The organism is Komagataeibacter nataicola, assembly GCF_003207795.1.
GTDB lineage: Bacteria > Pseudomonadota > Alphaproteobacteria > Acetobacterales > Acetobacteraceae > Komagataeibacter > Komagataeibacter nataicola.
The window spans coordinates 123,978-137,897 of the sequence record NZ_NIRT01000009.1; the positions used below are offsets into that span (position 1 = coordinate 123,978).

The 13,920-nt window shown below is 56.9% G+C and carries 12 protein-coding genes; 11 read left to right on the forward strand and 1 reads right to left on the reverse strand.

From position 1 onward, the window contains the following. Window position 1 precedes the first annotated feature (1 nt). Window positions 2-880, forward strand: coding sequence for a formyltetrahydrofolate deformylase (purU, locus tag CDI09_RS07255; protein ID WP_078527379.1), 879 nt, complete (start codon window positions 2-4; stop codon window positions 878-880). Next, window positions 880-1,794 (forward strand): bifunctional 5,10-methylenetetrahydrofolate dehydrogenase/5,10-methenyltetrahydrofolate cyclohydrolase, encoded by a 915-nt coding sequence (locus CDI09_RS07260; protein ID WP_078527380.1) that lies wholly within the window; start codon window positions 880-882, stop codon window positions 1,792-1,794. The genes purU and CDI09_RS07260 overlap by 1 nt, the downstream gene beginning before the upstream one ends. 69 nt (window positions 1,795-1,863) lie before the next feature. Here CDI09_RS07260 and CDI09_RS07265 read toward each other — a convergent pair whose 3' ends face one another. After that, window positions 1,864-2,565, reverse strand: a complete 702-nt coding sequence (locus CDI09_RS07265; RefSeq protein WP_078527382.1) for a GntR family transcriptional regulator — start codon at window positions 2,563-2,565, stop codon at window positions 1,864-1,866. Between the two features lie 254 nt (window positions 2,566-2,819). Between CDI09_RS07265 and dapA the strand changes: the two genes are divergently transcribed. The 9 genes from dapA (at window position 2,820) to CDI09_RS07310 (ending at window position 13,876) form a co-directional block, all read left to right on the forward strand. Then, the gene (gene dapA / locus CDI09_RS07270) at window positions 2,820-3,686 is read left to right on the forward strand and encodes a 4-hydroxy-tetrahydrodipicolinate synthase (RefSeq protein ID WP_205836625.1); all 867 of its coding nucleotides are present in this window, start codon (window positions 2,820-2,822) and stop codon (window positions 3,684-3,686) included. Window positions 3,687-3,876: 190 nt separating this feature from the next. After that, on the forward strand, window positions 3,877-4,812 hold the full coding sequence (locus CDI09_RS07275) for an ABC transporter substrate-binding protein (RefSeq protein WP_205836626.1): 936 nt from the start codon (window positions 3,877-3,879) through the stop codon (window positions 4,810-4,812). Beyond that, on the forward strand, window positions 4,809-5,645 hold the full coding sequence (locus CDI09_RS07280) for an ABC transporter permease (protein WP_205836627.1): 837 nt from the start codon (window positions 4,809-4,811) through the stop codon (window positions 5,643-5,645). The genes CDI09_RS07275 and CDI09_RS07280 overlap by 4 nt, the downstream gene beginning before the upstream one ends. After that, window positions 5,642-6,460: an ABC transporter permease gene (locus CDI09_RS07285; protein WP_078527388.1), complete on the forward strand. Its 819-nt coding sequence runs from the start codon at window positions 5,642-5,644 to the stop codon at window positions 6,458-6,460. The genes CDI09_RS07280 and CDI09_RS07285 overlap by 4 nt, the downstream gene beginning before the upstream one ends. Window positions 6,461-6,559: 99 nt before the next feature. Then, window positions 6,560-7,333, forward strand: a complete 774-nt coding sequence (locus CDI09_RS07290) for an SDR family NAD(P)-dependent oxidoreductase (protein ID WP_078527390.1) — start codon at window positions 6,560-6,562, stop codon at window positions 7,331-7,333. An 8-nt stretch (window positions 7,334-7,341) separates the two neighbouring features. Next, window positions 7,342-8,442: an ABC transporter ATP-binding protein gene (locus CDI09_RS07295; RefSeq protein ID WP_078527392.1), complete on the forward strand. Its 1,101-nt coding sequence runs from the start codon at window positions 7,342-7,344 to the stop codon at window positions 8,440-8,442. Window positions 8,443-8,456: 14 nt separating this feature from the next. Next, window positions 8,457-9,911 (forward strand): FAD-binding oxidoreductase, encoded by a 1,455-nt coding sequence (locus tag CDI09_RS07300; protein WP_078527394.1) that lies wholly within the window; start codon window positions 8,457-8,459, stop codon window positions 9,909-9,911. A 531-nt stretch (window positions 9,912-10,442) separates the two neighbouring features. After that, a complete protein-coding gene (locus CDI09_RS07305; RefSeq protein ID WP_236944529.1) occupies window positions 10,443-12,818 on the forward strand; it encodes a TonB-dependent receptor in 2,376 nt (791 codons plus the stop codon). Between the two features lie 98 nt (window positions 12,819-12,916). Then, window positions 12,917-13,876, forward strand: a complete 960-nt coding sequence (locus CDI09_RS07310; RefSeq protein ID WP_078527398.1) for a hydantoinase/oxoprolinase N-terminal domain-containing protein — start codon at window positions 12,917-12,919, stop codon at window positions 13,874-13,876. Window positions 13,877-13,920: the final 44 nt, after the last annotated feature.

Sequence of the window (13,920 nt, forward strand, 5' to 3'; positions counted from 1 at the left end):
CATGATCTGTCCTTCTTCCACACGCGCTTTTTTTGCCGTGACCTTCAGTTGCCATAACCGGCCAGGCATTGTGGCCGCGGTCAGTACCCGTCTGTTTGACCTGGGCGCGAATATTATCGAGGCACAGCAGTTTGACGAAACCGCGAGTACGCAGTTTTTCATGCGTATCGTATTCGACATTGCGGATGCTCCGGCCGTGCAGGAGCAGGTCAGGACCGCGCTTGAGAGCCTGTCGGAAATATTCGGGCTGCGCTGGTCTCTCGTCGATCTGCGCAAGCGGCCGAAGGTCCTGTTTCTGGTGTCGCGTTTTGACCATTGCCTGGTTGATCTTCTTTACCGCTGGCGGATTGATGAACTGCCCATCGACCCGGTCGGCATCATTTCAAACCATCCGGCCGAAACCTATGCAAACATAGATTTTCATGGAATTCCGTTCCATTATTTCCCTGTTACCAAAGATACGAAGGCGGAACAGGAACGCAAGATCCGTGATGTCATGGTTGCAACCGGCACGCAGCTTGTCGTGCTGGCGCGGTACATGCAGATCCTGTCGAATGAGATGGCAGCCTACCTTTCGGGTAACTGCATCAACATACACCACTCCTTCCTGCCCGGTTTCAAGGGAGCGCGCCCCTACCATCAGGCTTTCGAGCGTGGCGTGAAGCTGATCGGGGCCACGGCCCATTATGTGACAAGCGACCTTGATGAAGGGCCTATCATTGAACAGGATGTCGAGCGGATTTCACATATCGATACGCCCGATGACCTGATCCGTAAGGGCCGGGACATAGAGCGCCGTGTTCTGGCCCGCGCGGTGAGATATCATATTGAGCACCGCACCGTCATGAACGGCAATAAAACGATCGTATTTGTATCCTGATGCATAATAATTCCAGTTCCCACCGCGCAACCCTGATTGATGGCAGGGCGGAAGCCGCCGTGCTGAAGGGGCTTGTCGCGCACGAGGTGACACGCCTGCAGGCGCGGGGGATCACACCATCCCTCGCGGTCGTGCTGGTGGGGGAAGATCCTGCCAGCCATATTTATGTGCGCAACAAGATCCGGGCCGTCGAGGCAGTGGGCATGCGCTCCATTTCCTACCGTCTGCCAGCGCATACGCCACAGGCGGAACTGCTTGAACTGGTTTCATCACTCAATACGGATGCTGCCGTTCATGGAATTCTGGTCCAGTTGCCATTGCCCGCGCACATCGATCGCGACGTGGTGACTGACGCCATTACGCCCGCAAAGGATGTTGATGGCTTTCATATAGATAATGCAGGCAAACTTGCGGTCGGGCGGGAAGATGGCATGATCCCGTGCACGGCGGTGGGCTGTCGCCTGCTGTTAAGGCGTGTCCTGCCCGACCTGGCGGGGCTGCATGCCGTTATTATCGGGTGTTCAAATATTGTTGGCCGCCCCACCGCGCGCCTGCTGCTCAATGAAGGCTGCACCGTGGTCATGACGCATCTGCAATCACGTGATGTGGCCGCCGAGGCGCGGCGTGCTGACATACTGGTTGTTGCGGCAGGCCATGCAGGGCTGGTGCGTGGCGACTGGATCAAGCCCGGTGCCGTTGTGATTGATGTCGGTATCAATCGCGTGGAGCAGCATGACGGAGCACGCATTGTGGGGGATGTGGAATTTGATGAAGCCGTTCTGAAGGCCGCCGCCATTACACCCGTGCCCGGCGGGGTTGGCCCCATGACAATCGCCTGTCTGCTCTGGAATACGCTATGTGCCGCGCAGGGCAGAGGAACAGGACAACTGCCCCGGACTGAAAGCGCAGGGTAGCGCCTGAGCCGCAGAAAAAGCGTAATGGCGCACCCGTCCATGCCGGGCGCGCCATCACTACTTTCCGGCTTACAGCATCATGTCGTTCAGCAATTCCGCCGGGCCGAGCAACTGCTCGCTCAGCCATGACCGGAACAGGGAGATGTGGGCTGTCGCCAGCGCGTCGGTGCGGTCCGCATCCCCGTCTTCAATGGCCTGTGCTATGGCCTGATGCTCCGTTATGATCGTTTCCAGATGTTCCCTGTGCTTATATTCCGATTTGATGCCCGCAACAAAGCAGTGCCGTGACAGGCGCAGCGACTGGAGCAGGATGGATTCGTAAGCCTCCTGGAAAAAAATGTTGTCGCAGGCCGCGGCGATCGTGCGGTGTAGCCGGTGATTGGCATCGGTCATTTCAAATTCGATGCCGGTATGGGCTTCTTTCTCAAATGTTTTTACAGCCTGCCATATAGCGGCCAGTTGTCTGGCGCTGCGCCGTTCCGCCGCAAGGCGATGCGTGACGCGTGTATATAAAAGTAATGTTTCAAAAAACGCCCGTAATTGCGCCACCTGGAATGTCGGTACGATCACCTGCCGTCCATCACGTTTGAGCAGGCCGTCAGATACGAGGCGAATGACCGCTTCGCGCACGGGAGTGCGCGATGTGCCCATATCCTGGACAATACGGGCCTCATCCAGCACTGATCCCGGCTCCAGATCTACTGCAAGTATCTGCTTTCGTAACATTGAATAAACACGGTCTCCCTCCCGGGATCCTGAATCAGTCGCCATATACCTGCTGCCTATATCGTTCGGTCCATATCATGCCGATCCTAATTGCTTTGTGATGGCACTCAAGAATTCAATCTCGAAAAAAAGATAAAGGAGATGGTGGGCGTACATAAAGCAAAAACGACTCCTGAATCCAGCCGAAATTCCTTGACAGGGCGCATGATGGTATCCAAATTGTATCCATATCGAAATCGCAACATGATCGGCTCGAAAGTATTCGCATGCCACACTCAATTGCCAGTATATGCGGAATTGTGACCGCAACACCGACCCCACTTGATTCCGACGGAAATATAGATGGCGGAGCCGTCGCATCCCTTGTGCGCCATGTGATTGACCAGGGCGCAAGCGCCATCGCGCCCAATGGCGGCACAGGTGAATATACGGCCCTGACCGAGCGCCAGCGCAGCCAGATGGTTGAATATTCCGTTGCAGCGGCCAATGGGGATGTGCCCGTTATTACAGGTATTCTTTCGCCGGGGCTTAATGACACGATCAATGCCGGGCGCAGCGCCCGCGCCTTGGGTGCTGATGCCCTGATGATCGTGACGCCTTATTATTCCCGGCCGACGCAGGCTGGCATCATCGATTATTACAAGGCCATCTCCGATGCAGTTGATGCGGAGATCATGCTGTATGAAATTCCGTATCGTACCGGCATATCGCTCACGCCTGACACCGTGGCAACGCTGGCCGAACAGACCCGCGTTGTCGCGATGAAGGCCTGTAATAACGATCTGTCGCAGCAACTGAAGGTTCTTGAAGCCGCGGGAGACAGCATTTCCATCCTGTCCGGCGAGGAAAATGTATTCCCGGTTCATGTCGCAATGGGGGCCAGAGGCGGACTTCTGGCGACATCATGCATCTTCCAGAGTGCATGGAACCGGATCTACGAGGCAGCACGCCAGAACCGCCTTGCTGATGCCATGGTCCTGCATGCACGGTTGATGCCGGTAGTCGAGGCGCTGTTTTCTGAACATAATCCCGCGCCGTTAAAAGCTGCCCTGTCACTGGTGGGCCGCCCTTATGGCGATGTGCTGCCGCCCCTGCAGCCAGCCAGCGCCATGCTGAAGGAAAAACTGGCGCGGCTTATTCCCGAATTCCTGACTGCGGAGAAATGACTCCCGGCGCTTTTATCTGACCGGTTACGGCTTAACCCCATTCGTATGCAAGGATAGGCGGATGTTACAGTCAAAGGCAGTATTGAATGGCGTTAACCGGCGGAATTTTTGCCTTGGGGGTATGTCTGTACTTTCCGCGCCCTTCATATCACGCCGTTCCTTTGCCCGTTCCGGAGGGGAGCTGGTTTTTGTGAGCTGGGGGGGGAGTTACCATAATGCGGTACTCAAGGGGCTGGTCGAGCCGTTCATGGCGGAGACCGGCATCCATGTAACGATGGTGGACACACCTGACCTGGCCAAGGTGAAGGCGCAGATCCTGTCAGGCAACGTGGAATGGGACCTGTTCGATTCACCCGGCCCCCTTGCCGCGACGGGGTCGCGCGAAGGATATTGGGAGGCGCTTGATACGTCACGTCTTCCACTATCCGAACTGTCCGTGCAGCCCACGCATGATCTGGCGCCGTTCTTCCTGACCGCAGGAGGTATTGCCTATGATCCCAAGGAATTTCCCGAGGGGCGGCATCCGCGCAACTTCGAGGAATACTTTGATGTCAGGCGCTTCCCCGGCCTGCGGACGCTGCGCAACCGGGTCAGTGAAACGCTGGAGGTCGCCCTGCTTGCCGATGGCGTGGCGCCGGACCAGCTTTATCCCCTCGATGTCGCGCGCGGCTTTCGTATGCTCGACACAATCAAGCCCTCGATCATAAAATGGGTTGAGGCTACGACCCAGACCATTACCCTGCTGCAGGCAGGGGAGGCCGATTTCAGCTACAGCTATGCTTCCCGTGTTCAGACGGCGCGGGCAAGCGGCGGCGTTTCGATTGACTTTTCATTCGGACAGACGCTGAATTTCCTTGAGTATCTTTCCATTCTGAAAGGCGCGCCGCATCGGGAAGAGGCCATGCAGTTCATTGCCTTTGCCCTGCGTGCCGACCGGCAGGCCGAAACCATGAACCTGCTTGTCAATCGCCCGGTCAATGAAAAAGCCATGGGCATGCTGTCACAAAAGGTCCTGCCCTGGATGCCTGACATCAACCCGGGCAAAAACGCGCTGGTCAATGATGCATGGTGGGCGGAAAACTACGCCCCGCTTGAGCGGCGCTTCAAGGAATGGACACTATCATGACCATGGCTGCCATGACAAAAGACAGGATTGGCGCCTTATGCACGATCGGGCCTGCGGCTGCGTTCATGGTGGGTATTGTCGGCATCCCGTTGTTTTATATTCTGTATGTCAGTTTCAACGGGCCGCATTTCAGTCCGTCCGCCTATGTCATGCTGTTGTCCAGCAGGCTGTTCTTCCAGTCTTTATGGTCAACGTTTGAAACCAGCATTCTGGCAACGGTGCTGAGTGTCCTGCTCGGTTATCCGGTTGCGGTGCATCTCGCACGCCAGCCCGCGCGTCGCCGTGCCCTTATGATGATCATGGTTCTGATGCCGTTCTGGACCAGTGTTCTGGTCAAGAGCTATGCATTTACCATCATATTGGGGCGGCGGGGCATTATCAATACAGCCCTGAGCTGTGTTGTCGGCCATAAAGTGGCGTTGCCATTACTGTTCAACAAGTTTTCCGTTGTGATTGGCATGGCCAATTATCTTGTTCCATTTGTTGTGTTTCCGGTGCTGGCCAGCCTTCTGGCCATCGACCCGGCACTCGGGCGGGCGGCAACGCTGATGGGGGCACGGCCCATGCGCGTATTCAGGCAGATTACCCTGCCTTTGAGCCTGCCAGGCGTTATTGCCGGGGCGTCGTCCACATTCATTATTTCGTTGGGCTTTTTTGTCGTGCCTGCATTGCTGGGCGGGCGGCATGACGTCATGCTTGCCAATCTTGTTGATTTCTACACCCGTGAAACCCTGGACTGGCCCGCTGCCGCGGCTATTGGCATGTGCCTGCTTGCCGTGATCGGGATGTGCGGCTTTATCGCCACGACTTTGCGAAAGGTGCGTCGGGTATGAACACGGCTTTTACGGATAAGCCCGCGTGCCGCATCCGTTATCTTACCACGGGTCTTGCCTGCGCGGTCTATGGTTTCCTGCTGGTGCCCACTGTCATTGTCATGCTGATTTCGTTCGGGCTGATCGCCGGGCCGAGCCAGGGTGGTGGCATGCATCCGACACTGCGGCTTTATGCCGAGTTCCTGTCCTCCTCGGCATGGATGACATCGGTCTGGCACAGTGTTTTTATTGCCTGTGCTTCAATGATACTTTCCCTTGGCATTGGCATACCGGCAACTTACGGGCTTGAGCGCTTCGCTTTCCGCGGCCAGAACATGATCCGTGGTATGCTCATGACGCCACTCGCCGTGCCGTCCATCATCATCTCGCTGGGTATATATTTCTATTTTTCGGCCATAGGGCTGATCAATTCCTTTGCCGGTCTTGTTCTTGCGCATACAGTCTATGTCACGCCTTATGTCATCATGACACTTGCCGCGGGTATGCGGAAAATCGACCCGCAACTGGAATTCGCGGCGCAACTGATGGGGGCGGGGCGCCAGCGGGTCTTCTGGCGTGTGATGCTGCCGCAGATCAGGCCGTCCATCATCGCAGGCGGGCTGTTTGCACTGCTCATGTCGTTTGATGAAGTTGTTATTGCCTGGTTTATATCGGGTGTGCAGACCGAAACACTTCCTGTGCGCATGTATAGCAGTATTCAGTGGGAGATATCTCCCCTGATTGCCGTGGCATCAACACTATTATCTGCTGTGTCTTTCTTCGCCTGCCTTGTGGCATCGCGGGTAAGCCCAGCGGATGGCGGGGATACCGTATAGGGCATTCTCCCGCCAGCATCATGGTCGGCACATGACCCGCCGGGTGGCTGTATCTGGTCTGTGCCGAATATTCAAACATGTCTCGTGAAAGAAAAAATCATGGATCTGGCAGATAAGGTTGCAATCATTTCCGGGGCTTCGCAGGGGATTGGCGCTGCGATTGCCAGGCGCTACGTTGCCTATGGCGCGAAGGTCGCCATCATCGATGTCAATGTTGCAAAAGGTGAAGAACTGGCTACCGAGCTTTCGGAGCAGGGAGAGTGCCTGTTCATCGCGTGTGATGTTTCCGATGCGCGGGATGTAAATAACGCGGTAGAAAAAACGCTCGCAACATTCGGGAAGCTTGATATCGCGGTGTGCAATGCCGGGATCAACCACAGCGCGGCGTTTCTTGATCTTGCGGAAGAAGATTTCGACCGTGTGCTGCGTGTGAACCTCAAGGGGCCCTTCCTGCTCGGGCAGGCGGCGGCCAGGGTCATGGCCGGGCAGGGGGGTGGTTCCATCATTAACATGAGTTCCATCAACGCCATTGTCTGCAGTCCGGGCATTGTGCCCTATGCGGTCTCGAAAGGCGGCATGAACCAGTTGACGCGTGTCATGGCGCTGGGGCTTGCACCTTCCAATATCCGCGTCAATGCCATCGGGCCTGGCAGCATCGAGACGGAACTGCTGCGTGACATCATGCAGGCCAACCCTGACATGCGGCACGGCATGCTGTCGCGCACCCCCATGGGGCGGTTGGGGCAGCCTGAGGAAATTGCCGAGATCGCTGTTTTCCTGGCCTCGCCAATGGCCAGCTATATTACCGGCCAGGTGATCTATGCCGATGGTGGCCGCCTGCCTCTGGCTTATAATGTTCCTGTGGCATCCTGATGGTTCATATGGAAAAAGCCAATACAAATAATGACATGGTGGTGCCGCCAGATCGCCTGCGCCTGAAGGATGTCATGGTGCGGTATGGCAGTTTCCTGGCGCTGGACAACATCAACCTTGTCATCAGGCCAGGGGAGTTCCTGAGCCTGCTGGGCCCGAGCGGGTCGGGCAAGTCAACGATCCTCAACGTCATAAACGGTGCGGCGCAACCCGATGCGGGGAGCGTGCTTATCGACGGGCGCGATGTCACCGACGTACCGGCGCGTGACCGGGGGCTGGGCATGGTTTTCCAGAATTATGCGCTCCTGCCTCATATGAATGTTTTTGACAATATTGCGTTTCCGCTCAGGGTCCGTAAATGGCCAGCGGACCGGATCAGGCACGCTGTCGCGGATATCCTGCGCCGCATGGGGCTCGAAGGGTTTGCCCACCGTAAACCGCGGGAGCTTTCAGGCGGGCAGCAGCAGCGTGTCGGCATCGCGCGCTGTCTTGTCTATTCACCCAGCATTATCCTGATGGATGAACCACTTGGCGCGCTGGACAAGAACATGCGCGAACAGATGCAGGATGAGATCAAGACCCTCCATCATGCGACAGGCGCCACATTCCTCTATGTCACGCATGACCAGGAGGAGGCGCTGAACCTTTCTGACAGGATATGTCTCATGAACCGGGGGCGGATAGAGCAGATCGGCTCCCCGCAGGAAATGTATTTCCGGCCGGTATCGGAGTTTGCCGCCACGTTTTTGGGAGAGTCCAATATTCTCTCGGGCTGTCTTGCTGGCAAGGACCTGTTCCAAAGCGATTGCGGGCTGTCGATCCATGTCGAGGGCAGGCCTGATATTGCTGTTGGCGGGGCTGCCAGGCTTCTGTTGCGGCCTGAGCACATCATGTGTGTCACGCCATCGGCGGATATGCCAAACCGTTTTGTTTTTATTGTGGAAAACGTCAATTTTGTCGGCGGTTTCATACGGGTCACCGTGCGTGGGCGTGGTGGAGGGCGGCTGCAGTTCAAGGCGCGTGCCCATAATGATTATGCGAATCTGCAGGTAGATAGCGAGATCCATCTGGGTTGGCTTCCGTCCGATACGGTGCTTCTGCCTGCTTGAAGGATGAAATCCTGATGAATACAGAACAGTTTATCGCATGCCTGCGCACATGCGTGGGAGAAAACGGCGTCATTTCCGACAGATCCCAGGTCCTGCCCTATTTTGAGGACTGGTGGGGGCGGTGCAAGGGAGATGCCCTGTGTGTCGTGCGGCCCCGCAGCACGGCCGAAGTGTCGCAGGTGGTGGCTCTATGCCACCGCCATGCGGTACCGATCTATGTACAGGGCGGTAATACCAGTGTCTGTGCGGGTTCCGTGCCGCCGCATGCATCCATGGGCATCGTGCTGAACATGTCGCTTATGTCGCGTGTCATTGATGTGAGTGTGGAAGATGGCGCGATGACGGTTGAGGCAGGCTGCGTGCTTGCCACCGTGCAGGAGGCGGCGGCTGCTGCGGGCATGCTGTTTCCTCTCAGCCTCGGGGCTGAAGGGTCATGCCAGATTGGTGGAAACATTGCCACGAATGCAGGGGGCACGGCTGTCCTGCGTTATGGCAACATGCGCGATCTGGTACTGGGCCTGGAAGTGGTGCTGCCTGATGGCCGGGTATGGAACGGTCTGCGCACATTGCGCAAGGATAATACCGGTTACGACCTGCGTGCGCTCTTTATCGGGTCGGAGGGTACGCTCGGAGTTGTTACGGCGGCCACGCTCAGGCTCTTTCCCCATCAGCCTGAAATGATCACCGCCTTCATGTCCCACCCCACCCTGGAGGCGACACTTGCGGTTGCCCAGATGCTGCGCGCGCAGTTTGGTGGAACGCTGACCGCGCTGGAGCTGATCTCGCGCAGTGAACTGCAACTGGTCCTGAAACATGTGCCCCATGTCAGTTGCCCGCTTGATGGGGAGGCCCCATGGTTCCTGCTGGTAGATATAGCCTGTGGGGCGGATCGTGATGCCCTGCTTGCCGAATTCGAGGCAAGGCTTGCAACCGGGATCGAGGACGGTCTGATCGAGGATGTGGTGATTCCGGCCAACATGGCCCAGCGCGAGGCGCTATGGGCGATACGCCATAGCGTGACCGAGGCCAATAAAACCGAGGGAATGGGATTTTCGCACGATGTCGCCGTTCCCCTGCGCGCCCTGCATGCGTTTATCGAGGAAACCGGGCAGGCGGTCCGTACCACGTTCCCGCAGGCGCAGATCGTGATTGTCGGCCATCTCGGTGATGGCAACCTGCACTATAACGTCATGTTTGAAAAAAGCGTATGGGCGGGCATTGCGGATCAGGCCGGGATGAAAAAGCGCGTAAACAGATTGGTGTATGATCAGGCCATGCGTTTCAAGGGCAGCTTTAGTGCCGAACACGGTATCGGCGCGCTCCATGTGCCGGAGATGGCGGCTTACAAGGATGACCTCGAACTGCAGATGATGGAGGCGGTAAAGGCGGCCTTTGATCCGACCAATATCATGAACCCCGGGCGCGTTCTGCCCCGCGTGATGCGTGAAACGTCAGGTAGTGCGGCATGATGGCACGGGCCGGGATGAACCGTCAGGAAAATGACCCCCGGGCGGCCGCCATGTTCCATGCGGCACGCCAGACAGGCGTACCGTATTGAAAGATAGGGGAAGTCGCCCGCGCGGCGTGCCGGGAAACGGGGGGAAACAGGGCCTGAATAAGGAAAACTTATTATCAGGTTCGTCTTTTTCCGGACTATATTCCACTATCGAAACAAAGCGGTGTTCAGAGCGGCTTGGCTCTCAGGAATAACTTTTCTGGTTCTACTTGTTTACTTAAATAAACTGGTATGTACGTAAAATACTATGTTTGGTTTGTATTTGCGAATGGAGTGTCATTCAATCCGTGAATGGGGAATGACATAAAGCCAGTTATCTAGTTCGGCAGTGCTTTTGGCATCGATGAATTATCTGCGGGGTGTACCAGTAAAGCCGTCCCGCACAGGTCAAAAACTGATGGATCGGCAGCCCTTCCCAGCTTCGATAGGATATGTGATGAGACGCACTTTTCCATTATCAAAGGCACTCCTGGCAACAACGATCATGGCCACGGCCATATGCCACCAGGCCAGTGCCGCTCCCAAAAAGGTGCAGGCCAGGGCCGTGTCACGAGCGCAGGCGGCATCGGCGTCCGGGCATGACAATGCGGCCGCGGCAAACCTCTCGCCCGAGGAGATTTCAGTCCAGTCGCATTACGTGCCACGTGGTGCGATTGCCTCGGTCACGCAAAAGCGCATGGCGCTCGAGGTGCCGGGCAGCAATCCACTGAAAGTGCTGGGCGAAATGCCGGGCGTGATGTTTCAGGGTAACGATGCGCAGGGCGTGGATAACTGGTCGGCACAGCTGTTCATGCATGGTTTCCAGCAGTCGGAAATCGGGGCAACCCTTGATGGTATTCCGCTCGGAGAGTTCACATACCGTAATTACAACGGTCTGAACCCCATCCAGGCCATTTCCTCCGAAAACGTGGCCCGTATCGATGTGTCGCAATCGGCGGGGGCCGAGGCTGTTGCATCGACCAGCAACCTTGGTGGCGCACTCCAGTATCGGTCCAGCGACCCGAAAGACAAGAGGGGCGGCGTGATCTCCCAGAGCTTCGGGAGCTACGCTGCGTACCATACGTTTATCCGCTTTGACAGCGGCCGGCTCAATAAAACTGGCACGAAATTCTTTGCCTCCTATATGCGCAACGACACGGCGCAGTGGAAAGGATATGGCGAACAGTTCGTGCAGCAGGTCAATGCGAAGCTGGTGCAGCCGGTTGGTGACAGCAGCGAGATCTCTGCCTTCTTTGACTGGTCTGATCTGCACCAGAACAATTATCAGAGTGAATCGCCCGCCGTGCTCGCGGCCCTGGGTGACCGGGTGACCGATTACACCAATGGCGGCATCTCGGGGTATGAAAAGGCCACGCAGGTGGCGCTGGGCAATTATCCCGCCTCTTATAACGGGCTGAGCGGCAAGCGTGATATCGCCTATTATGATGGAGGCACCAACCAGGTTGACTACCTCGGCGGCCTGAAGGCTGACCTGGCCATCACCAATCATCTGCGCTGGACAACAACGGCCTACGGGCATGGGGAAGAAGCCCAGACAACCTGGACGGCGCCCACAAGCGAATACAGCAACATGGTTGACCCGTCAGGCTCGCCTCTGGCCGAGGTGGTCAAGGAGCCCATGATCCGCCGTTTCGGGGTCATGTCGGCGGTCCATTACGATATCGCGCATAACCATCTTGGCGCGGGCGTATGGTATGAAAACAACCATTATGATTCGCCCATGAATGCCTACGCGGTGCCGAATGTGGTTGATGGCGTGGTGCAAGGGCGACTGCCCCAGACACTGGGCAAATGGACCGACCCCTTTGCGCAGATGTTCAATCAGTCGTATAATACCAACACTTTCACGGCATTCTTTCAGGATACTTACTCGCCGATCCGCAACCTTTCGCTGCATTTTGGCTTCAAGTCGGTCCTGAGCACGACGCGTGTTGGCAATGGTTTCCTGAATCCGAGTTTTTATGGCGCTGGCGCAGAGATCGCAAGCGGTGTCGGGCTGACGACTTCAAAGCCGTTCCTGCCCCATATCAGCGTGGACTGGCGCTTCCTGCCGGGGCATGAGTTCTTTATCGATATTTCGGAGAACGTGCATACTTACGCGGAATCCGGCTATCATCTTTCCAACTCGCCCTTTGCGGTTACACAGAGTGCGTACAACTCTTCCGTCGCTGCCCTGCACCCTGAAACAGCGTGGACATATGCCGCAGGCTACCGGTATTCCTCGCCGATCGTCTCCGCATCGGTTTATGGCTACAGAACCAATTTTCAGAACCGCCTGCAGCAGGTTACGTCCGGCAGCATCATCAACCCCCAGTCGGTGGTCGAGAATGTTGGTGGCGTGACGATGAATGGCGTGGATGTGGGCGTGACCGTCAATCCGATCACGAACCTGGCGCTGACCAACAGCATCAGTTACGACCACGCGGTTTATGACAACAATATCAGCAACGCAGGTATTTCCTACAATACAAAGAACGTGCAGATCGTTAATTATCCGCGGTTCATGTATAAGGGGCGGCTGTCATATGAATGGCATAATGCCACGGCCTATATCGATGGCAATTACATCGGTGCACGAAACTACAGCTATACCGGAGATGTAAAGGTGCCCGGTTACTGGATGGCAAACCTGGGTATCCAGTACAAGCTCTCCAACCTGGGCAAATACGACAAGAAGCTCGCGGTCGTGAAAAATCTGATCTTCAGCCTCAATGTCACCAACCTTACGAATACACACTACATCTCGACCATGGGGGCCAACGGTAACCCGATGGCCATCTCCAGCGGCGCCCTCACCTATGCCTCTCTGGCGCCGGGGGCACCGCGCATGTTCTTTGGCTCCATCAGGGGCGAATTCTAGCAAAACGTAACAGATGGGCTGGCACGGCCTGCGGGGCAGGCCGGTCCATACAACTGCCTGCAAGGGCAGCATTGATTCCATGTTTTAGGAGACAAGCATTGTCGCAGCTAAGCGTTGCGTCCGACGTCGGTGGAACCTTTACGGACAGTATTGCATATGATGCGGCGACCCGTCGCATCACTGTTGCCAAAGTGCCAACTACGCCGACCAATCGGGCCGTGGGCACGGTGCAGGGCCTCAAGGCGGCCCTGGCCCTTCAGGAGAAAAGTGGCGCCGACGTTGATTATGTCGGGCATGGAATGACCACGACGACCAATGCAGTCATCCAGCGCACCGGCGCGCGGACGGCATTGCTGTGCAACCGGGGGTTTCGTGATATCCTGCTGATCGGGCGGCAGAACAGGCCCAGCCTGTTCGATATTGATGTTGTCCGCCCTGAACCGCTGGTTCCACGTGAGCGCTGCTTTACCGTTGCCGGGCGTATGAATGCCGCCGGAGAGGAAGTCGAGCCCCTCGATGAAGGCGCGCTGGAGCAGATCGCCCAGGAGATGAAGGATGCCGGGGTGCAGGCCGTGGCGATCCTGTTCCTGCATTCCTACGCCAATCCATCCCATGAGCGCAGGGCGCGTGAAAAACTCGAGGCGCTGCTGCCGGGCGTGGTGGTGTGCGCCTCGGCCGAGGTCGTGTCCGAATTCCGTGAATTCGAGCGCGGCAGCACGGCCGTGATGAACGCCTATCTCCGCCCTGTCATGGAGAATTACCTGCGTTCTCTGTCTCATCTGCTGCGTGATCCGGGCGAGGGGCTGGGGCTGGGCGCGGACAGGCCGATTATGGTGATTGATGCCGCAGGTGGTCTGATGACCATTGATGGCGCGCGCACCAAGCCGGTCCATACCGTCCTGTCCGGCCCTGCGGGCGGAGTGGTGGCCAGCGCCCATGTGGCGGGACTGGCGGATATCCACGACATCATCACCATGGATATAGGCGGGACCAGCACGGATATCTTCTGTGGTTACCGTCCGTTATGCAAGAGTTTTCTGACCCATATTGACGTGTGATCGTGTGCGGTCTTCTGTAAGGCCTGTTGATGTGGCCTTTCAGA

Excerpts from the sequence above, each read along its gene's own strand:
- CDI09_RS07290 (WP_078527390.1), top strand. The coding sequence starts at position 6,560 with ATGGATCTGGCAGATAAGGTTGCAATCATTTCCGGGGCTTCGCAGGGG.
- CDI09_RS07295 (WP_078527392.1), top strand. The coding sequence starts at position 7,342 with ATGGAAAAAGCCAATACAAATAATGACATGGTGGTGCCGCCAGATCGC.
- CDI09_RS07280 (WP_205836627.1), top strand. The coding sequence starts at position 4,809 with ATGACCATGGCTGCCATGACAAAAGACAGGATTGGCGCCTTATGCACG.
- CDI09_RS07265 (WP_078527382.1), bottom strand. The coding sequence starts at position 2,565 with ATGGCGACTGATTCAGGATCCCGGGAGGGAGACCGTGTTTATTCAATG.
- purU (WP_078527379.1), top strand. The coding sequence starts at position 2 with ATGATCTGTCCTTCTTCCACACGCGCTTTTTTTGCCGTGACCTTCAGT.
- CDI09_RS07300 (WP_078527394.1), top strand. The coding sequence starts at position 8,457 with ATGAATACAGAACAGTTTATCGCATGCCTGCGCACATGCGTGGGAGAA.
- CDI09_RS07260 (WP_078527380.1), top strand. The coding sequence starts at position 880 with ATGCATAATAATTCCAGTTCCCACCGCGCAACCCTGATTGATGGCAGG.
- CDI09_RS07285 (WP_078527388.1), top strand. The coding sequence starts at position 5,642 with ATGAACACGGCTTTTACGGATAAGCCCGCGTGCCGCATCCGTTATCTT.
- CDI09_RS07305 (WP_236944529.1), top strand. The coding sequence starts at position 10,443 with ATGGCCACGGCCATATGCCACCAGGCCAGTGCCGCTCCCAAAAAGGTG.